Origin of the sequence: Rossellomorea sp. GCM10028870, from assembly GCF_042666755.1 — a bacterium.
Lineage (GTDB): Bacteria > Bacillota > Bacilli > Bacillales > Bacillaceae_B > Rossellomorea.
In genome coordinates this window covers 1,123,863-1,145,064 of sequence record NZ_JBHTGN010000001.1, presented here as the reverse complement: position 1 = coordinate 1,145,064, position 21,202 = coordinate 1,123,863, and the positions used below count along the sequence as shown (strand labels likewise).

Annotated in this window: 19 protein-coding genes; 12 read left to right on the top strand and 7 right to left on the bottom strand. The window is 39.8% G+C overall.

Annotation, left to right across the window (positions count from 1 at the left end):
* Nucleotides 1-35 precede the first annotated feature (35 nt).
* A complete protein-coding gene (locus ACFQWC_RS06005) occupies nt 36-365 on the bottom strand; it encodes a DUF3889 domain-containing protein (protein ID WP_377107252.1) in 330 nt (109 codons plus the stop codon).
* Nucleotides 366-646: 281 nt separating this feature from the next.
* Between ACFQWC_RS06005 and ACFQWC_RS06000 the strand changes: the two genes are divergently transcribed.
* The gene (locus tag ACFQWC_RS06000; RefSeq protein ID WP_377106470.1) at nt 647-3,724 is read left to right on the top strand and encodes a GNAT family N-acetyltransferase; all 3,078 of its coding nucleotides are present in this window, start codon (nt 647-649) and stop codon (nt 3,722-3,724) included.
* A gap of 126 nt (nt 3,725-3,850) precedes the next feature.
* On the opposite strand, the gene ACFQWC_RS05995 is transcribed toward ACFQWC_RS06000, so the two are convergent.
* From ACFQWC_RS05995 to guaC, 4 genes are all read right to left on the bottom strand, one after another.
* Nucleotides 3,851-4,042, bottom strand: a complete 192-nt coding sequence (locus ACFQWC_RS05995; RefSeq protein ID WP_299736943.1) for a twin-arginine translocase TatA/TatE family subunit — start codon at nt 4,040-4,042, stop codon at nt 3,851-3,853.
* 56 nt (nt 4,043-4,098) lie between these two features.
* The gene (locus tag ACFQWC_RS05990) at nt 4,099-4,293 is read right to left on the bottom strand and encodes a hypothetical protein (RefSeq protein WP_299736944.1); all 195 of its coding nucleotides are present in this window, start codon (nt 4,291-4,293) and stop codon (nt 4,099-4,101) included.
* Nucleotides 4,294-4,418: 125 nt separating this feature from the next.
* A complete protein-coding gene (locus tag ACFQWC_RS05985) occupies nt 4,419-4,709 on the bottom strand; it encodes a hypothetical protein (RefSeq protein ID WP_377106467.1) in 291 nt (96 codons plus the stop codon).
* A 243-nt stretch (nt 4,710-4,952) separates the two neighbouring features.
* Complete coding sequence (guaC, locus tag ACFQWC_RS05980; protein WP_299736948.1) at nt 4,953-5,936, bottom strand: GMP reductase; 984 nt, start codon at nt 5,934-5,936, stop codon at nt 4,953-4,955.
* A gap of 266 nt (nt 5,937-6,202) precedes the next feature.
* Between guaC and ACFQWC_RS05975 the strand changes: the two genes are divergently transcribed.
* Nucleotides 6,203-6,754, top strand: coding sequence for a 2'-5' RNA ligase family protein (locus tag ACFQWC_RS05975; protein WP_299736950.1), 552 nt, complete (start codon nt 6,203-6,205; stop codon nt 6,752-6,754).
* 80 nt (nt 6,755-6,834) lie between these two features.
* Complete coding sequence (locus ACFQWC_RS05970; RefSeq protein WP_299736952.1) at nt 6,835-6,987, top strand: hypothetical protein; 153 nt, start codon at nt 6,835-6,837, stop codon at nt 6,985-6,987.
* 108 nt (nt 6,988-7,095) lie between these two features.
* On the opposite strand, the gene ACFQWC_RS05965 is transcribed toward ACFQWC_RS05970, so the two are convergent.
* The gene (locus ACFQWC_RS05965) at nt 7,096-8,340 is read right to left on the bottom strand and encodes a helix-turn-helix domain-containing protein (protein WP_341356387.1); all 1,245 of its coding nucleotides are present in this window, start codon (nt 8,338-8,340) and stop codon (nt 7,096-7,098) included.
* Nucleotides 8,341-8,598: 258 nt separating this feature from the next.
* Here ACFQWC_RS05965 and ACFQWC_RS05960 point away from each other — a divergent pair, with 258 nt between their 5' ends.
* Nucleotides 8,599-12,666 (top strand): S8 family serine peptidase, encoded by a 4,068-nt coding sequence (locus tag ACFQWC_RS05960; RefSeq protein WP_377106464.1) that lies wholly within the window; start codon nt 8,599-8,601, stop codon nt 12,664-12,666.
* 116 nt (nt 12,667-12,782) lie between these two features.
* On the opposite strand, the gene ACFQWC_RS05955 is transcribed toward ACFQWC_RS05960, so the two are convergent.
* Nucleotides 12,783-13,739: a nucleoside hydrolase gene (locus tag ACFQWC_RS05955; protein WP_299736958.1), complete on the bottom strand. Its 957-nt coding sequence runs from the start codon at nt 13,737-13,739 to the stop codon at nt 12,783-12,785.
* Between the two features lie 176 nt (nt 13,740-13,915).
* Here ACFQWC_RS05955 and ACFQWC_RS05950 point away from each other — a divergent pair, with 176 nt between their 5' ends.
* From ACFQWC_RS05950 to ACFQWC_RS05915, 8 genes are all read left to right on the top strand, one after another.
* Complete coding sequence (locus tag ACFQWC_RS05950) at nt 13,916-14,302, top strand: MerR family transcriptional regulator (protein ID WP_299736960.1); 387 nt, start codon at nt 13,916-13,918, stop codon at nt 14,300-14,302.
* Nucleotides 14,303-14,384: 82 nt separating this feature from the next.
* The gene (locus ACFQWC_RS05945; RefSeq protein ID WP_299736962.1) at nt 14,385-16,070 is read left to right on the top strand and encodes an acyl-CoA dehydrogenase family protein; all 1,686 of its coding nucleotides are present in this window, start codon (nt 14,385-14,387) and stop codon (nt 16,068-16,070) included.
* 453 nt (nt 16,071-16,523) lie between these two features.
* A complete protein-coding gene (locus tag ACFQWC_RS05940; RefSeq protein ID WP_377106461.1) occupies nt 16,524-17,078 on the top strand; it encodes a hypothetical protein in 555 nt (184 codons plus the stop codon).
* Between the two features lie 208 nt (nt 17,079-17,286).
* The gene (locus tag ACFQWC_RS05935; protein ID WP_299736966.1) at nt 17,287-18,156 is read left to right on the top strand and encodes a cation diffusion facilitator family transporter; all 870 of its coding nucleotides are present in this window, start codon (nt 17,287-17,289) and stop codon (nt 18,154-18,156) included.
* A gap of 134 nt (nt 18,157-18,290) precedes the next feature.
* Nucleotides 18,291-18,497 carry a hypothetical protein gene (locus ACFQWC_RS05930; RefSeq protein WP_377106459.1) on the top strand — a complete coding sequence of 69 codons (207 nt, stop codon included), beginning with the start codon at nt 18,291-18,293 and terminating at the stop codon, nt 18,495-18,497.
* Nucleotides 18,498-18,697: 200 nt separating this feature from the next.
* Nucleotides 18,698-19,321 (top strand): ArsR family transcriptional regulator, encoded by a 624-nt coding sequence (locus tag ACFQWC_RS05925; RefSeq protein ID WP_341356389.1) that lies wholly within the window; start codon nt 18,698-18,700, stop codon nt 19,319-19,321.
* A gap of 99 nt (nt 19,322-19,420) precedes the next feature.
* Complete coding sequence (locus ACFQWC_RS05920) at nt 19,421-20,680, top strand: MFS transporter (RefSeq protein ID WP_377106457.1); 1,260 nt, start codon at nt 19,421-19,423, stop codon at nt 20,678-20,680.
* A 248-nt stretch (nt 20,681-20,928) separates the two neighbouring features.
* Complete coding sequence (locus ACFQWC_RS05915) at nt 20,929-21,132, top strand: hypothetical protein (protein ID WP_377106455.1); 204 nt, start codon at nt 20,929-20,931, stop codon at nt 21,130-21,132.
* Nucleotides 21,133-21,202 lie beyond the last annotated feature (70 nt).

Here is a 21,202-nt window from a genome sequence, read left to right as displayed (position 1 = left end):
TCCTTTGATCTCTTTTAATGTTCAAAACCTATTATTTATCGATCTGTTTCCCTAAACTTGATATCAATCAGTTTCTCCGTATCCGTTTCAAACTGAATGTCCACAAACACACCAAATTCTTTACCGCCTCGTTTTAACCATAGCTTAAACTTCTCGGTTGATACCTTTGATCCGTTTTCCTTCCCAATATGAAGATAGTCGACGATCGCAGCATCAGGATATTTCTCTTTCGTCTTTTTCACTGCCAGACTTCCCCATTTAGCATAGGAGGGAATCTCTTGTTGAGCGTGTACGGGTTTCACGTCAAGTATTGCCGTGTTGGCAATAAAATTCATGCAAAGCACGATTGACACATACAGTTTCATTTTCAATACAATAACCTTCTTTTTATCTTATAGGTTGTCTAGTCTAGCTGAAATTATTCTGCATTTTCCATTTAACTTACAATTACATAAGGAAATGAAATTTTTCTTTTAGTTAGAATAATCTTTACTTACTCAGCATAAAATCTTAAACTGTGGATGAGGAAGAAAATCTTTCCATCTAAATGAAAGGGGGCGATGACGATGATTAAAATCGTCGATGCAATGCAAAAAATCACTGAGGATGAGGTTAAATATATTAAAACCTAGCGTAGGAGGACATTATGAAGACGACGCTTGAGCAAGTGAAAATCGTAGAATATCATGAAGGTTTAGCAAAAGGGATCGCAAAAATGTGGAATGAAAGCCGTGAAAACTGGGGTGGGGATTCCGTTGTCACAACGGAACAAGACGTGAAAGACAAAGAAGCTAACTCCACGAATCTCCATTTATTTATAGCGATGGTGGGAGATGAGGTGGCCGGTTACTGCGGATTATCTGAATATCGAGAGGATGAAGGTGCCCTTTACATCCCTCTTCTGAACGTGCACCCCAATTATCAAGGCTTGAAGATCGGTAAACAACTCGTATTGAAAGCAGTAGAAAAAACTGTTGAATTAAAATGGCCAAGACTTGATCTATTTACGTGGGCGGGTAATACAAAAGCCGTACCCCTATATAAAAAATGCGGATTCTTCTGGGAAGATCGCGATGACACTGTTCATCTGATGAATTTTATCCCGATGGTGCTCCAAATTGACTGGCTGAAGTCGTTTTTTGAGAAGCATGATTGGTATACAACCAGTCAGCGCCTGATTGAAATCAAACCAGACGGCCTGAAAGATAAAGACCATACGTATTATGAATACAGATGGGAAGCGGGTGATGAGTTCGTCCGTATTCAATTTGAACGAACCGGGCGAGGCATTCGTTTAATCGAAACACAGGATTTATTATTAGAAATGAAGCTTCCTGACTTCAAGATGCTCGAGAAAAAAGAACACTATGTGACGTATCATATAGAAAATCGCAAAGAGAACCCGGTTGAAATCTCCCTAAGAGGAGTATCATCTTCACATGTACAGCATGAATTCCATAAGAGCGTTTTAGTGAAAAAGAATTGGATGGGGCAATTCCCTATAATGCTCACTATGCCAACCAGGCAACCAAGTCCTTGGAAGAAGCACCCGACTGTTGGGGTGACAGTTGAATTTGACGGTCAATCAGTCCCTCTTACCCTAGGGATATTTCCTAAACAAGCGGGGAAGCTTCAGTTAAGAACGGTAAAGAAGAATTGGAAACCCCATGGAAAAGGAATGCTCTATCTCGACTTAGAAAGCCAATTAAAAGAAGAAACTACCTGGACGATCAAACTGCCTGTAAATAAGGTATTGGATTGGGAAACATCAAAAGTGATGGCAAAAATCGAAGGGAATAAGAGAGTTTCGATACCAATTCCGGTCCAGCTTTTGAAGAATGGCTTTTTGTCAGAAGAAATAAATGTAGAGGTTGAACAGAAAAACGGGGAAGTGACTGCTTTTGCCACTCGGTTGTCATTGGCTCTACCAGGTTTTGGGGCGAAATTTGGTGGAGAAACAGACGAGCATTGGTCAGGGTTCAATGGCCCACATTATGTTGAGATTGAAAAACGGAACCATATCGTTAAAATTGGGTCTAGGAGTTCAACCCAAGATCCGATAACGTTCTTCACACCTAAATTTGGAAAACCATACAGTGAAGAATTTTCCAAGAAAGAAGCATCCTCTGTGGAGTATATTGAGCTTCCTGAAGCATTTGTGATCAAAACGACTTTAGAATCCGATGCCTTTTCGTCTATGCTTCTGAATACGTATTTTACTATTTACGGTGATGGCTTAGTGGAAATCAAGCATGAAGTGGTGAATACCGGAGGAGAAGAAAGGAAGCATCTTTCCCTCATTCAGCCTGTTTTTATAAGCTTTGAAGGAATGGCTATCCCACAAAGGAATGGAGTCTTAGTCGGGAATGAGTCACTTGTTCCATTTATGGAATACATTCGAGACAAGGATTTGACTGAACGATGGATTTTCACAAGTTCTTCCTTGGGAGATACAATCGGGCTTGCTTGGCCGAAAGCAGCCCTTGGAAGAAAAGATGATTGGCGAATGGCTCTGGAATATGAAATCGACCGGATTCAACCCCGGGAGGAAATGTGTTTAGGTCCGATCCAGGTCGGAATCAACACGTCTAACCACTGGTCTAAGTGGCGGGAATTGGTGGGTGGATATGAAGAAGCAACGAAAGAGCTACCTTTGTATACTCTAGAAAAAGCCGGTGGGGAGGTTATTTCGTCTGTTGGTGAAAGGGTAGATTATTTTTTCAGTTCCATGCTGACCCCTTATATTCATGGTAAATTTACCATTCAATCAGAAAATGAAACATTTGTGAAAGAAGTGAGTAAAGCAGAGTCAGTAACACGTTTGAATCTTGGGATTGAACATGCATCACCAGGAGTGAAATGGGTAGCTGGGGAATTCCATTCCCAAAGTCATTTCGGAAAAGTAGAATCTCTGCAACTCGTTAAGGGTAAGAGGGAGGTAAAGGTTGAGGGGAACGAGGATGTCTGGTCTGTAGATAATGGCGTCATTTCGTTTAAAGCGTCATCTGAATATTATCCTGGTATCTATTCATTATCGATTGATGGTAATGAAACCTTGGATCATCAATATCCAAACCCGGGTCCAAGGGCGTGGTGGAACCCATGGGGGGGAGGTATCAGATACTCTTTCCAAGCCGTTAGTTCCTATTCAATGTTGAAAGAGAAGACCGCAATAGGATCTGTAACAAAGTTGGATCAACATGGCCATCAGTGGGCAGGGATTTGTTTGACAACAGAATTCAAGGAGCATGAAAAGATGAAGGGGATTGTTCTTCGTCAATATGCGTTAACACTTCCAGAAGTGCCGGTACTGGCTGTATACGCAGAGATTCAGCAGAATTCGGGAAGGACGTTTACTGAAGAGTTGCTGGATTTGGAGGCTTTCTTCAAGACCGGTGAGACATTAACATCCAGTTTCGTTAAACTTCCAACACAAGGAATTTTTCATAAATACTATGCAGGAGTAGAGGAATTCGTATTGAGAGATACACCTTTTGTTACGATTGGATCAGATGAACATCAAGAAACTGTAACGTTCGTTCATTCAAACACGAGAAAACTGTCAGAAGCTTATTTGAACCAAGATGTGCTCCTAGTTGCGTCAACAAACAAGTGGTCTGCAGCAACGGGTGAAACCATCGTTGTAGAACCGAGTATCCTATTTTACGGTGAAACACAGTCTACACAAGCCATCAAACCACTGCAACACATCAAATTCACTTAACAACTGCGCGAACCTACTAAATAGTAGGTTCGCGTTTTTTTGGGGATCAGGGACGGACCTTTAAAAGTTAAAAGACGCCGATGAATGGGGATTTTGGCTTTTTAGAGGTCCGTCCCTATATGTTAATTATTTATCTTGAGTAATATTCTTCTCACCTTGATCTTTGTCTTTGTCGTCCTCCATCAATCCACTTACCGCCTGTTTAAATTCTCTCAAAGACATACCGGCAGCTTTTCCGAGCTGTGGAAGTTTGCTTGGTCCAAAGAACAGGAGTGCAACGAACAAGATTATCGCTATTTCACCGAAGCCTAGGTTCATTTTGATTTCCTCACTTTATTATAGAAGTAGTATTTGAAAGGCAACATTGCTTTAGCTTACTTTAAGTCGAATATTTCAACAATGTCTTTCCACTTAATCATCATATCCCAAGAGAATCGAGGGACGGATGAGATGATGCTATTTCCGCTCATTTCTGCAGATACCAATATGGTACCGACAAAACTAAGTATGAAAAGGGAACAGAAGATGTAACAAGCAATGGATTCCTTACGATATTCATAATTTCTCATTTGAATACACCTCATTTTATTTAGTTTTCAATGATCAATATTTTTTATAATTGGGCAATACAAATAGACCCTTAACTATAATGAAAAAAAAGTTTATGACCAAATGTTATTTATGAATGTAAGAATCAGAGGTAATTTGAGTGGTACATGACAACTTCAAGAAAGCCCAATGAATCTGGGAAGATAGCAGCATTAGACACACTTCCTGATAAAGGGATCAACCTGAATTGTAATGTAGGAAGGATTGTAGCTTTGTTAGAAGTCATACCATCTTGTTTCTGGCCCAGGGAGGGGACCACGTCGAGGATCATATCTGCATCGGTTAAATGCACATGGTCAGAAATAGTAGCCACATCATCAATACTTGTCAAAGTCGGGCTTTGATTCTGTTGTTGAACGGGAACTGTCCCAAACATCATGCACAACACCATCAATAATAAAAATCTCACCACAGTCACCTCACCTCCCAAGATAATATTAAAACTAATTATAGCTTATATTCCCCCGGTGTCTATAACTTCTTAAATGAATGTAAGAAGCACGGACCTCCAATTGACAAAAACTTGGATAATCCGGATAGTATTGAGATATAGAGGTCCGTCCCTAATAAAAAGAGCCGGATACGAATGTATCCGGCCCAAGTCATGTTTAATAAGAGATTAATATACTTTGTCTCCGTTGAAAATTGAATTTTTCACTACTACATAATCTACTGTCCGGATTGCTTCAAGCTTTGTACCGCCAGCATAGGAGATAGAGGATTGAAGATCTTGTTCCATTTCGACCAATGTATGTTCCAGCGATCCTTTATGTTCAACAAACATTTTTTTACCTTCAACATTTTTCTTTTCGCCTTTTTGGAACTCTGAAGCTGATCCAAAGTATTCTTTGAATAGCTTGCCATCTTTTTCGATTGTATCTCCTGGAGACTCTTCATGACCCGCGAATAGGGAGCCGATCATCACCATGGACGCACCGAAACGAATGGATTTTGCAATATCACCGTGGGTACGGATACCCCCATCAGCGATGATTGGTTTTGTAGCGGCTTTTGCGCACCAACGAAGGGCAGCCAGCTGCCAGCCGCCTGTACCAAAGCCTGTTTTGATTTTCGTGATACATACTTTCCCTGGTCCGATTCCCACTTTTGTGGCGTCGGCACCAGCATGTTCCAATTCTCTGACAGCTTCAGGAGTACCTACGTTCCCAGCAATCACAAAGCTTTCTGGTACGTGCTTTTTAATGTGTTGAATCATGCTGATTACAGCATTGGAGTGACCATGTGCAATATCGATTGTAATAAATTCCGGTGTCAGCTTCTCTTCTGCTAACTGCTCTACAAATGCATACTCTTCATCCTTAACACCTACAGAAATAGAAGAAATCAAACCACGGGACTTCATATCTTTAATAAATGAAATTCGTTTTTCAGGCTCAAAGCGATGCATGATATAGAAATAATTATTTTCAGCTAAGTATACAGCGATTTTTTCATCAATAATGGTTTGCATATTGGCAGGAACAACCGGTAATTTGAACGTATGTCCACCCAGTGTCACACTTGTATCACATTCAGAGCGGCTATTCACCACGCATTTTGCAGGAATTAATTGAATATCTTCGTAATCAAACACATTTTCCATTATTACACCCCTAAACACGAATATTAAAGTTTGGTTGTTTTATAAATGTTCGTCCATAAGGTAATTTACATCATTTTCTTATCAATGTCAAAGATTTTTATCATTTTAAGTGAAAAGGCTTTGGATTTTGGCACAGGTATTGATTCAACAAGTATTTAAGCGTTTGCAAATAAGAGTTTAAAAACACACTGAAAGAGAGACTATGTTACAGTATAAAGAAGAAGGGCTTATGAACAAATCTGTATAACAGTAAAGGTGGTTAAGCTATGTACTGGGTAATCGCTCTATTCGATGAAAAGACTGAAGAGTTGATACAAGAAATATGGAAGGAACTGACCGTTAAAAATATTTCTTACTATGAGGAAGAAATCAACGATGCACGGCCCCACATTACGATAGGGAGTTATAAAGAATTAGATAAACAAACATACATAAACGCATTAGAGGAGTATTATGAGCATAAAAAACCAATCGATATCACCCTCAACACCGTAGGGTCATTCCTAAACTTCGGAACTCTATTTTTCTCCCCGACCATCACAAGAGAACTACTTAACTTTCATACGGATCATCATGATTTCTTTCACCAATTCAATGAAACCGCTAATCCACTCTATCTTCCTGACAACTGGATCCCACACTGCACTTTAGCCAATAAGCTTTCACCGGAAAAATTATCTCAGGGCTTCAAGCATTGTTTAGAAAGAGGAGACTCCATTGAAGGGAAAATAACAGGAATTGCCTTAATTGAACTCATCGATGATTCCAAGGATTGCATAGAGGCTCCGATTGTTTATTCAAAGTCACTACTGGAATAAAATGAATCATTATTTGCAGTGGCGTTTTTTGGTTGATTATGGTAACCTGGCGGAGAACGATTCTTCCAGGAGGAACACCAATGATGGAACTTATCAATATTATTTTTTTCCTTTTATTCATCGCATGTAGCATAGAGATCTTCACAATCGGAAAACAACAGAAACAAATGAATGCGACTATCCAAGAGCTGAGAGATGTTCTTAAGAAATTAGTAGATCAAGACAAGTTGTAGAATGTGCGGGGCTTGCTTTGGAATAAGCACCCTCCTTGAATCAAATAACAACAAAATAAACAATTAAAAACGCAAAGGAGAGGCCTTTCCTTTGCGTTTTATATGGGATTATACAAATTGATTATTCTTTCGGAACTTCTCCATCAGGCCCTTGGCATAGAAGTTTGCTTTCCCCTCATCTCCCTTTTCCATATAATAATCAAACAGTAATACGCCGTAATGCTCCATAGGGAGGACGTAGCCCATTTCCTGAAAGTGGGGATAGGCTTTTTCTTCCAAATATTTATAATACCCTTTTATGTCTTCATTAACATTCAATTTGTGTAAAGTAAAGAAGTGATAGAACGTATTGTTGTTACCTTTTCGGGCCAAAGCTAAACCTTCTTCTATGTATTGCAGTAACTCATCTTTCGAGGTCCGTCCCTCTTTGGTAAGGGCATTAATGTATCCTTCAAGTGAGCCAAGGTAGTTGGGGTCTTGGGGTTTACGGGTGTTGACGGATTTTTTGTAGTATTCGCCGGCTGACTTGAAATCGCCTTTTCTGAGCTGGTGATAGGCGTAGTTATGATGAAGAAGGGCCCTCTGGTGTTCGAGTTCGTAGTCTTCAGCCATGTCGATTAATCGTTGGTATTCTTTGTTTTCCACGTTGGAATCATCGGATTGTTCAAGTTGAAGCAGCATCAGCATCTCTGACTCGATCATCCTGGAGAAACTGCGCTTCTCTACAAAGAATTGCAATGCCTTATTTGCATAAAAGTACGCTAGTACATTTGAATGAATGGAATGATAGGCAACCGCTAAATCGTAAAAGCATTCGCGGTTAGAATAGTCATCCAGGCGAATTTCCTTAAGCACTGAAATGGCTTTGAAGAAATCGTGGTTTACCCTCATTAGATAAATGCCTTTTATATGCAGCAACATATTATGTTCATATGGACTAAGTCCTGACCACGTCTCCATTTCCTCAACGAGACGTTTGGCAAGCTGATTTTCCCCGGAAAATAAATGATACCGAGCGAGAATCAAGGTATACGTCCGATAGAAATCCTGGATTTGCAATAAATGAATCCCATCGAGTCGTGTCTTTATGGAATCTGCTTTTGTCTGCAGCTTCTTAATGATCGATTCGTGCCATTCTTTCAGGAGGGAATCGATACTCTTATAATTCTCTAATTCCTTTTCCATATCAATACCTAATCGTTCACTTAATAATTGGATTGTTTCCTTTGAGACCTCAGTAAGTCCTCGTTCTATTTTACTGATATGGGTAGTAGAGCAAATCCCTTCTCCCAAATCCTTCTGTTTGACCTGTTGATGTTCGCGATAGAACTTGATAATTTTACCTTCAAGCATGATCTCATCCCCTTTTTGCAATCGTTCCAATTCACCCAATATTATCATAACCCCAATTAAAAATTATGTATTTACCACTTTTTCTTTAAAATAACGACGATAAATAGATCTTTATAATTATATATTGTGATTATTATTAGTTAAAAAGACTCACACAAAACCCCAATAGCTTCCGAACTGAAAGAATACTAAAATGGAATTGTACTACTATTTCGAATACTACTAAAAATCAACAGAGAAAAGAAAGAGGTAGGAATAATGAATGCAAACTCAATTGCTAAACGCTCTGCAGTAATTGCCCTTTCCACTGGATTACTTTTATCCCCGGTCAACACCCTCTCAACACCAATCGTAAATGCAACGGACTGGAAATCAGAAGACATGTTATCTTCCTTAACAGAAGAACAAAGACGCGCTTTGAAACAATTGGAATTAAATAACTTAGAGGGTCTTCAAGGATTCAATGAAACCGAACTGACTTCTGAAGAAGAGATTGCAGTCATCGTTGAATTCCGTTCAAAACCTGTTAATGTAGCGGTATTAGAAGCTGCAATAAAAGGAAAGACCTTAAAGAAAGAAGATGCTAAAGCAAAAGTAGATCAAGAGCACAAAGTGTTTAAAGAAGACGTAGAAAAACACCTATCAAGCTCAAATAAAAAAGAAAAAAAGCCATTACCAAAAATCACACAAACCTATAAAACGGCTTATAACGGAGTTGCTATCAAACTACCAGCCAATCAGGTAGAACAGCTCCTTCACTCAAAATCCGTTAAAGCCGTATATAAAAACCAAACGTTTACAGTAGATCCAGTTAAAGAAGTCCTACCAGCTGATGTTGATCAAAACATCACCACATCTGTGGAAAGCATTAACTATTTAAATGTAGACAAACTGCACAAAGAAGGAATCACAGGTGAAGGAATAAAAGTTGGGGTTCTTGATACAGGTGTGGACTACAATCACCCTGATTTGAAGGACGTTTATAAAGGTGGATATGACTTTGTCGATAATGATAGCGATCCAATGGAGGCAACTTATGAGGATTGGAAGAAATCCAATCAACCAGAATTTAGTCAAGTAGGTACTCCTTATTACACTTCACACGGTACACATGTATCAGGGACTATTGTAGGGCAAAATGAGAATGATAGTGAAGTGTCTGTAGAGGGAGTTGCTCCAGATGCTGATTTATATGCTTATCGTGTACTTGGTCCATACGGAAGTGGATCGTCAGAAGGAGTTATCGCCGGTATTGAAAAGTCAGTAGAAGATGGCATGGATGTTATCAATCTATCTCTTGGAGCAAGCATAAACGATCCATATTATCCGACTAGTACGGCATTAAATTATGCAGTTCTTAATGGTGTAACCGCTGTTGTGTCTGCAGGGAATTCAGGATCCAATGATTTCACGCTTGGATCACCTGGTACAGCAGCACTGGCATTAACCGTTGGGGCAAGTGATGTACCGGTTTCACAAACCACTTTTACAGGAGAACTATCAGATGGTTGGTCCACGGATATCATCAGCATGGCAAGAGGATTTGCTCACCAATTTGCCAGTTTAGAAGATAAGTCTCTTGAATTAGTCGATGTAGGCTTGGGTAATGTGCAAGACTATGAAAATAAAGATGTCGACGGAAAGGTAGCATTCGTACAACGGGGAGATTTTGCTTTAATTGACAAAGTGAAGTTTGCCAAAGAAAATGGGGCAGAAGCGGTCATCATGTACAACAATGTGGAAGGTCACGTCGGCTATAATCTAGGCGAATCTACTCACTTTATTCCTGCTTTCTCCATGACCAAGAAAGCCGGGGAAGAGCTGAAGGAAGCAATCTTGAATGGAGCAACCACTTTCACATTTAGCAACTTAGAAGAATCTTTCTCAGAAGGGGACAAGTTAGCTGATTTCAGTTCAAGAGGTCCTGTTAATAAAAACTATGATATGAAACCGGAAATCGTAGCACCGGGCGTAAGTGTTCTATCTACCTTCCCTTCCTATATGGTGAATCCAGAGAATCCGGAAGACTATAAATATGCTTATGCAAGATTGAATGGAACTTCAATGGCGTCCCCTTTTGCCGCTGGTGTGGCTGCATTACTTCTGGGAGAGAATCCTGACCTTGAACCGTCAGATATCAAAACAATTCTTATGAATACCGCTGATCCATTAAACGAAGATTACAGTGTGTTTGAAGTCGGGGCGGGTAGAATAGATCCTTATCAAGCACTTCGCAGTCAAACGAAAATCCAAGTAAATGATGAAACATTGCTTCCAAATGGAGAAAACCTCATCACAATCAAGGAACAAACCGGCGGCTTAAGCTTTGATAACCAGATCGTATCAGAGGGATCTCACATTCGGGTAAAAAAGGCACTCGAATTTACAAACGAAAGTAGTGAGAAAAAAACATACAACGTAGAGATTGTAGAAAATGTTCAAGAAGGAACCAATAGTCTGAAAGAAAACGGCGTACAGGTCAATTTTGACAAATCAATTAAGGTCAATGCCGGGAAGTCAAAGAAATCAAATGTATTCCTTACAATGCCGAAGACAGCAAAAAAAGGTATTTATGAAGGATACTTAGTCATTTCCAACAGCAATGATTCTAGTGAAAGCTACCGGGTTCCTTTCAGCGTGAAAAAATCAGAGGAAGGATTCAACTCACTGGATTTACTTACACCAGCAATTACGCCATCACATTATAATCATGCATATGATCAATACAGAACGACGACGGCATTGGTGTTATTCAATTTAAGCTCACCAGTTGACACGTTGGATGTCATCCTGCAAGATGGTAAATCTGGAGAGGACCTGGGCTTGATCGGAACCCTGAATTTGAATGGAGCAGAAGACAACCGTGATTATTTCTTACAAGCCTTTAACGGTTACTACTACAAATTCACCGGAAATAAGAAGGATCCCGTTGCATCCGAAACGAGTATTGCCGAACCAGGTCATTACAAACTGAAATTCGTTTCAACCTTACCAACTGGAAAACAGAAGACTATCACCCATGATTTGTTCATTGATATTGAAGCACCTGAAGTGAAAAGTTCACTCGACAGTGAATCTCCTTTCATCGAATACAAGCCTGGACAAAAGACTGTGCCTTTTGAAATGGAAGTGACAGACTCTAACGTTGAGGCCATGCAATATGCAGGGATAGACATCGATCAATCGTCCAATTTCGCGGTTTACACCTATGGAGCCCCATTCCCTAACGGTCCTATCTATATGGATGAGAATGGGAAATGGAATGAAGAAGTAGAGATGAACGAAAAAACCAAATCCCTTTCATTTAATCTGATTGGTTATGACGACGCTGGGAATCAGGCGAAATGGAAGGAATACTTCTTCGTGAAAGAAGGTACTCCTGTTACGTATGCAAAACACAATGTAGAAACTGCGAGATCAGGAGATATTTTAACTGCTTCACTCGTGTTAGATAATCTTGATGGGGTGAAAGAAGCGACCTGGTCGTTTGATAATTCAGGAATACAACATGTATATCTTGTTGAAGCTGCCTTAACAAATGAAGTAGAGGCTTATGCATCTATTGAAGTGGATGGAAATCAAGTAAAAGTGAAATTCGATGAAAATAAAGCATTTGACCAAACAGAAGTGGTAGATGTAAAAGTGAAAGTCCAAGACGAATTATTCTATCCCATTGGATACATCAAACCTACAGCTAAGATCATTAATGCAAACAATGAAGAGCAGACCTTACTCAGTGCCGGTAATCGCTACAATCTAAAACCTAGATTTAACCGTGTTCAAGGAAACTTGATACCAGAAGGGTATCTTGTTGAAAGTGGAGGTTTTGCTGGATACAGAGACTGGGCAAAAGTAGGGGCTTCAATTAAGGTAACAAATCCTTCTGGGTATGAACTTGATGCTTCCGACTTGTTTAATGGGAATGCACGTTTTGAAATTGAGCCTCTACCGTTAAGTAATGATGCCTATACATTTGAAGTAAATGTTCCAGGACATTTTATTACAAAATTAGATAAAGCATTTGGGTTTGAATACAAAGGGACATTATACGGTAAATCAGAAACAATCGGCATAAGTTTAGTAGGCGGGGATGTAAACCAAGACCATGTAATCGACATCCATGACGCTATTGCGATCCAGGAAGCCTGGGGTACTGATGACCGTGCGGCAGATATCAATTTTGACACAGTAGTGAATGAAAAAGACTTGAGATTTGTGGAGAAGAACTATTTGCAGCAAAACGAAGACGCAACGAATCCACCAGCACCTACCGATTCTTGGAATGGAAAGACATTGGAATCCATAAAAAAAGAATTAGGACTTTAATCCATTTACCTTATTGTAAGTTGGTAGGGGGTGTACGAAATGAAGAAGTTATCATATGCACTGCCTGAAGTAAACACCTGATAAATCCTAAAAGGAATGACCTCTTTCTGAAGAGATCATTCCTTTTTTCTCTCAAATGATTCCCCGGTCATCACATTCATAAATCGTGCGAAGAACATCTCATACTCGAACGAAAAGGCAATCCGATGCTTTTTGGCTGTTTCTTCAAACTGAATATACGGTCTGATATCAGCAATGCTTTGTCCACGGTGGATGCCGGTGCTTGAAGTCACTACATGAACGGGTAGATTTCGAAACGTGAACATGTCATCATTGACTGCCGACATGAGGGTGATAGCATCATGTACCGGGCTACCTTTAATCAATGGATTTCTCTTCTTATAAAAACCATAGTAATAGTCCAACAGGGGCTTAACAAGCTTCGATCGACCTTTATACTCGATGTAATCAACCATTTCAGGGGTTACAATGGCATGGTCAGTTACGTTTAAAGGGATGATGGTAAGATTTTTCGCATATGTCAAAACAATCTTAACTGCAATCGGATCGGAATGAAAGTTTGCTTCAGATACCGCCGTTACATTTCCGGGTACCCAGAACGCTCCGCCCATAAGATAGATCTTTTTTACTTTGTTCATAAGAGTCTGGTATAAGATGAACATATTCGCAAGGGATGTCAACCTTCCGACATTTACAATGATCAGTTCATCCCCATATTTCTCTATCAATCTTATAATCTCAAAGAAATTTTCAATAATTCCTTCATAAAGACCAGGCTTAATTGGTCCAAGTCCATATTCTCCATGTATTTCAGGATAGAATTTAGGCTGTTCTGCAGTCATCGGAACCTCTGCTCCGCCAATAATCGGAATCTGATCTATAAGGTTCAACTGGTTCATAAGGTAGTGAACACTTGCCACAGCACGGGATCTTGGCACATTTCCATAATCAGCAACAACCCCGACCAGTTCAATCTCTTCGCTCAAATAAGAATAGATCAAGGCGATGGTATCGTCGATCCCTATATCCGCAAATAACAATACCTTCTGCATGTCTCACTCACCACCTCTGCAATATTCATTACTAGTATATGGAAAACAGTATTATGATTATGTATAAAGGTACCCCTCCCAAAGAACCAAAAACTTTTTTAAAACAGGTTGAACTTTACGTTAACGTCAATGGTAAACTTGAAGTATCAAAATTTTCTAACAAAGAGATGATTACTATGACATACACGATAACTCAGCTGGCAAAGGAATTTAACGTAACGACACGCACGATAAGGTATTATGAGGAGCTAAATCTGTTGCAACCTTCAAGGAGCGAGTCAGGAAGGAGAATCTATTCGAAGAGTGATATCACGAAATTGAAATTGATATTCAGGGGAAAACGATTCGGCTTCACCTTGGATGAAATCAAAGAAATGATCCAATTATTTGATCAGGACCGAACCGGAAGGAAGCAGTTAGAACGCACGATTGAATATGGAAACAAACGAATCGAGGAGGTGACAACGTTTATTGAAGAGCTTGAAGCCATGAGAACCGAGATGGAAGAACTTAGGGATGAGTTTGCCATAAAATTAAATGCGACAGGGGAAACATCAGATTGAATTTTTCACGATTATTTTTACGAAATTCGACGGGGAAGGTTATGCTACAAGCATTGCGCGATGAAATACAGGAGGTGAAATCATGAAAAAAATTGAAAACTTCTATCGGGAGGATCCTCATTTCAAGGAACTCATGAAGCATTATCTGAACAAAGATTTCCTCGAATGGGCTGATCCAGAGCTGGACGAATTCGGTGAATTATGTGCGGGGGAAATTGATGAACGGGCCATGCACACCGACCGTGAAGGGCAGCCAAGACTGATCAAATACAATCGATTGGGAGAAGAAATTTCTGAAATCTGGGTGAATGAAGGATATAAGAAAACGGTGCAACAAACGTATAACAAGGGAATAGTAGGTTATATCCATAAGGACATTCCTGCACTCGGGCATAAAGGAAACTATGTATATTCTTATGCACAAGGCTATCTATTATCACAAACAGAGCCTGGTTTCTATTGTCCTGTGACCCTTTCCATGGCTACTGCCCTGCTCCTTGAAAAATACGCATCCGATCAGGTGAAAAAGAGATTCCTGCCTCATGTCCTTTCAACAGGTGAAGTTGAATTATACGAGGGGGCTACATTCTTAACCGAACGTCAAGGGGGTTCCGATGTCGGTGCCAACGATACAAAAGCCGTCAAACATGGTGGGGATACTTATAAGCTTTTTGGTGAAAAATATTTTGCATCCAACTCTGGGATGTGCGGAGTGACCATGGTGCTTGCCCGTATCGATGGTGCTGGCGATGGAACGAAAGGACTCAGTCTGTTTGCGGTTCCTTGGAGGAACGATGATGGTTCACTAAATGGCATTCACATTAGAAGGTTGAAAGATAAACTGGGTGTCCGGGCGGTCCCATCAGCAGAAGTGGAATTCGATGGAGCTGAAGCCTATCTTGTAGGAGAACCGAATCGCGGCATTTATTATATGATGGAGGCATTGAACCTTTCCCGCGTCTGCAATGCCGTTGCCTCGATTGGAATCATGAGAAGAGCCTATCTAGAAGCAAGAAATTATGCATTCTACCGTGAAGCATTCGGTCAGCCATTGACCCAATATCCGATGATCAAAGAATCATTGTCTCGTCTTGCAGCCAAGCAGGAGGTAGAAACGAGTGCAGTATTTCGTCTCGTTCATTTGTTTGATCGCGTTGTATCAGAAGATATCCCGACGACAGAAGAAGAGTCAGTCCTAAACAGATTACTTATTGCGATTTTGAAAAAGGAATCAGCTGAACAAGCGATTCATTTCTCCCACGAAGCCATTGAAATGCACGGAGGAAATGGCTACATCGAAGATTTTGTATTGCCTCGCTTACTTAGGGATGCCCAGGTATTGACGGTGTGGGAAGGAACAGCGAATATTTTGGGACTTGAAGTATTAAGGTTAATGAATAAACATCGCGCTCATGAATACTTTTTGGTGAAAATGAAAGAAGAGTTATCCAATTTGCCGGAAGAGCTTCTGTTGTTTAGCACCCCAGTTACAGAAGGGATAGCAAAACTAGAACAATTATTGGAAAAAGTAGCAGTAGGGGACGTCGACATGCAAACGTATCATTCAAAACGAATCGCTGAGTTAATGGCCAATATATTCGAAAGTGTCATCGCACTTAAGGATGCACATACTATGGGTGGAGATAGGAAGCGAATGGTAGCTGAAGTGTTTATCGAGCATACATGGAACCAAACCGAATGGATTGATGAAGAGATGAAATCAGTTCGATATTTTGACGATATTGTTAGTGTAAATATACGAGTGTAAAAATAATTGGCCCCTAAGCTCGAAAGAGTTCAGGGGCTTGTATTATTTTTCGCAACAGCAAGGACAATCACATTCTTTTTTCGTCTTACACTTACAGCGTTCACATGAACACTCTTTTTTCACCAAGAAAAGCACCCCCGGTATGACTTTTGTTAATAATCATCGTAACCAAAACTTTAATTTTAATACATTGAGGTTGGGATTAGTGAATGTTCTTATATCATACTTTTTTAGAACATCTGTTAATCGCGATTTCTGATATTGACTGAATAACACGCAAAGAAAAAATTAACCAAAAATATTTTATTATAATAATGTTATGGTAACTAACCAATCCGACAGAAATTGAGTTATTAACAAATAATACAAAATAATATCCATTTGTTTACATATGAAATAAAATAAGGTAATATATGTAATTGCAGGATCTCATTAAAAGGGGAGGAAATGATGATGAAAAAATTATTGGTACCATTTTTCTTGTTATCTATGAGTTTATTTATTGCTGCCTGCAACAGTGAAGGCAGTACCGAAGAAAAAGACACAGAAACGAACACTGAAGCAACAGAGAAAGAAGCAAAGTCAGATGAGTTGGAAATGAAAAGCGCTCTATTAGACTATCAAATGGAGATTATCAACACGGTAAATGCGAATGATTCGGCTATTTATGCATTTGAAGAAGCTAAAGCAAAGGAAGAAGATAAACCATCTGATGAAGAAATTGCAAAACTGAAAACTGATGCAGAAGCAGCCGCTAAATCTGTAGCAGAAGACGTTCATGCTCTTGAAGTTCCTGCCGCACTTGATTCTAAAAAAGAAGAAATCCAAGGAGCGTTAGATGACCTTGCTAAATCGTATGAAACCAGAGCAGCCAATCTTTCAGATGAAGCGAATGCCGAATACACAGAATCTGAGGAACAATTCGCTGCATTCGAAGAAAAAATGGCCGCTATCTATGAAGAAGCAGGCTTAACAAAACCTAGTTTTTCAGCTGATATTGTAGATTAAAACCGAAAGATTCATAGGAATCAACAATTCCAAAACCAAATAGGACTGCACTCGCAGTCCTATTTTTTTATGTGTTCATAAAAGTTTACTCAACAAAACATTTTTAACCTCTTCATAATAAGATAGCTGAACTAAAGAAGGTTGCTATAGACCCACATGAATACGGCTTGATATGATAAGCACAATTAAAGTGTGGAGGATTTAACTAGTGGATCAAGAAAAATATAAGCAGTTAAAATTGGGTGAACGCGGAGCTATCATCAGTATCCTTGCATACATCGTATTATCAATAATAAAATTCATCATTGGCACCACAGCCAATTCAGAAGCATTGCAGGCAGACGGCTTGAACAATGCGACAGATATTGTGGCTTCTGTTGCTGTTCTTATTGGACTGAAATATTCAAGAAAGCCTGCAGATCAGGATCATCCATATGGTCATTGGAAAGCAGAGAGCGTTGCCTCTCTAATTGCTTCATTCATCATGATGATTGTAGGGCTGCAAGTACTATATAATGCCATACAGTCTGTATTTGACGGGAAAACTCAATCGCCCGATCTTCTTTCGGCATGGACAGGGGTGGGTGCAGCTATCGTCATGTACCTGGTTTATCGCTATAACAAAAGATTGGCTGAAAAAATAAACAGCCAATCCCTTATGGCTGCTGCAAAGGATAATCTTTCAGACGCATGGGTGAGTATCGGAACAGTAGTCGGAATTCTTGGAGCTCAATTCTACCTTCCTTGGTTAGACCCTCTGACGGCCGTTTTTGTAGGCCTTTTAATTTGTAAAACCGCATGGAATATTTTCCGGGAAGCTTCACACTATTTAACAGACGGGTTTGATGAACAATTGATTGAAACTTACGAAGTGACTATTCAAACCATCCCAGGTGTAAAAGGGGTTAAGGATATACGGGCGAGAAACTACGGGAGCAATACTGTCGTGGATGTGGTTATTTTAGTAAGGTCAACACTTGATATTAAACAGGCACATGATATTTCAAGTGTTGTAGAGAAAGAATTGATGCAGAAGCATGAAGTGTACGATGTGCATGTCCATGTAGAGCCTAATTAAAAGGTAGAAGGAATTGAGGCTCGGACAAAGTGTTTTAGTCTAAGTAAGACCCGAACAAATCTGCTTCCTACAGGACAGATTTATTCGGGTTTATTATTTATTTCGGTACATTTGATTTTAGCTGTGTCCAGCGGTTGATTGGAGTGCAAGACGAAGACTCCTGCGGGAAAAGTAGCTTATGTGAGACCCCGCAGGCTTGCCGAGGAGGCTCACGGGCTACCCGCGGAAAGCGTAGTCTTGCACGGAAATCATTAGCGGTATTAAGACCCTACACTTCTATTGTTCGTTGTTATATCGTGGCATTTAGTTTTGTCCCAGCCTCTGGAAATAAAAACTCCTGAATGAATTAGTAATCACGAACCAGCACTAAAAAAATAGTTGAGTCTGTCCGGCTAAAAATACATTTCCCAAACAGAAAAAATCCAATTAATTTGAAAATTAGGTAAAACACCTATTGCATAAAATAACCAATTGGTGTTAAAATTCATTCACACGGTAAAAATAATTTTACCGTGTGAATCCATATAACAGGTGATACAAAATGAAACCAATGTTCATCATTAAAGAATATGATCAACTCAAAGCACTCAGCGATCCGTTTCGGGTCAAACTTATGATTCGATTAGTTGAAAAACCCTATACCGGTCAACAGTTATCTGAAATATTCGATCTCTCAAGAGCTCGCATTCATTATCATTTAAAAGAATTAGAGAAACTCGGTTTGATCGAAATTGTTAAAACTGAAGAAAAGAATGGCATCGTCCAAAAATTTTATCAATCTGTTGCAAGTGGTTTTTATCCGGATTCAAGCATGCTTCCACATAAAGAAGAAATTACCGAGACGAAGAGGCATATGATGTATGGAATGCTTGACAGGACAATGGCAAGAGTATTATCAGCACCACCAGAAGCCTTTGATCAAGCAGGTCCCGAAGATCCGACTGAATGGAATATTCTTGCCACTTCCTTAGAATTAAAAGTGACAGAAGAACAATTTAAGTCGTTTATTGATGGATATTTCAAGCTTATAAAAGAATATCAAGACATAGCAAAAGTTAATCAATCGAATCCAGAAGCCAACCATTACTATCTTACAGCTTATGGTTTCCAAGTTAATGAATCTGAGTTTGAAAATAGAGTAATGAAAGAAGAAAAAGACCGTTAATGGTTTTTTTTAGACAAACGGTAAAATTTATTTTACTGTTCAGGAATATTTTTTGGATAGACGGTTAAAAAAAATTTACAGTCTGAAGGAGAAATTAGAATGAAAGAATTATTAATGAAAAACCGTAATTTTGCCTCATTGTTCTTTGGGAGATTGGTGACGAATATGGGGGATAGTATCTATTACGTGGCTGCCATGTGGCTCGTTTATGAGCTGGGAGGAAGTGCCTTTTACACAGGGTTAGCCGGATTCCTTACATTATTACCAGGAACATTACAGTTTCTCGTGGGTCCCCTGGTTGATAAATGGCCGATTCAGAAAATGCTGATCAGAACCCAAATCATTCAAGCAATCCTGGTTATGTTTATCCCATTGGCACATTTTATGGGGTTCTTAACTGTTTCATTCATCCTCATCCTCATGCCGATCATTTCTGCTCTTAATCAATTCACCTACCCTGGTCAGGCGGCCATCCTACCAAGAATCGTCAGAAAAGATCAACTTGTCAAAAGTAATTCCCTGTTTTCCTTTGCCTTTCAGGGAGTCGATCTTGCCTTCAATGCCCTTGCCGGAATCCTCATCACCTTAGTTGGTGCCATCACCCTTTATATGGTCGACGTTGTCACATTTATTGCAGCAGCCATTTTGTTCAGTCTTCTCAAAATGAAATCCGTAACAAAATCAAAAGAAAAACAAACTGTAGGCGTAGCCTTTGCGGAATACAAGAAAGATCTAATTGAAGGTTTTACAATCGTATTCAAATCCCATCTTGCAAAATTTTTATTGGGATCAATCGTAGCAAACTTTGCCATAGGGTCCGTCTATGCCATTTTGCCGGCATTTGCCGATGACATAGGTGGGTCTGAACTATATGGTCTTTATTTAGCAGCCATTTCAGGAGGTGCCTTAATCGGAGCAATTGGGGCATCCTGGTTTGAGCGCTATCCGTTAGGAAAGCTTACGATTGTATTGTTTTTCTTGGGTGGAACTACTTGGATGATTTCAGGTTTTATTCCTATGAATAGCTTAAGCATTGTATTATTCGGATTATCATGGATTCCAATCGGGGCCACCAATGTCATCATGGGGGCCGCTCTTCAATCAATCGTTCCACAGCATCTGCTCGGTAGAATTTTCTCTGTCACATCATCCCTGGGGGCTATGGCGATGCCGTTCGGATCCCTTATTGGCGGCTACCTTGCTGAAATATACAGTAGCACGTCTGTATACATCGGTAGTGCTTGTGGGATTTTATTTATCTCCCTCGTATGGATCTTAAACAAAACCTTACGTTCCCTTCCACACACCTCAAAGCTTAATCCAGAGGAAGTAGGCTTGGCACGTGAATGTAATGGATGATAATGGTAAACTAGAAGAATAGTATATTCAATGTTTATTCACATTGCATTCAGAGACGCCCTTGAAATCTTTTAACATATGGGGTTTTGGGGGAGTGTTAAGATTTCACCTCTGGACAAGGACCTTTTTTATCTGAGTTGGAAAAACGCTGTTTCCATATGATCATTCAAAGTTCACCTGAAATAATTCTAAATAATCCGAAACTTAATCCGGCTGAAAACCGTATACAATAGCAAGAGGTGATGAACATGACAGGAATATTATTCATTATACTAATCCCAATTGCCTTTACAATCATTGCTTTAAATCTTTCCCTTTCATCAAAGAGAGGCTACAGAAGTGGGGATGGGGGCTATTATGGTCCGTATGATGGAGGCCATGATTCAGCAGGCAGCTGCGACACCGGATTTGGCGGTGGGGATTGTGGAGGCGGTGGTGGAGGAGGCGATTAAATTGCTTCCTTCTGTTTTTTGCTCCTAACGACAAATGCAATACTTAGGAGATGACCACCAATGATGAAGC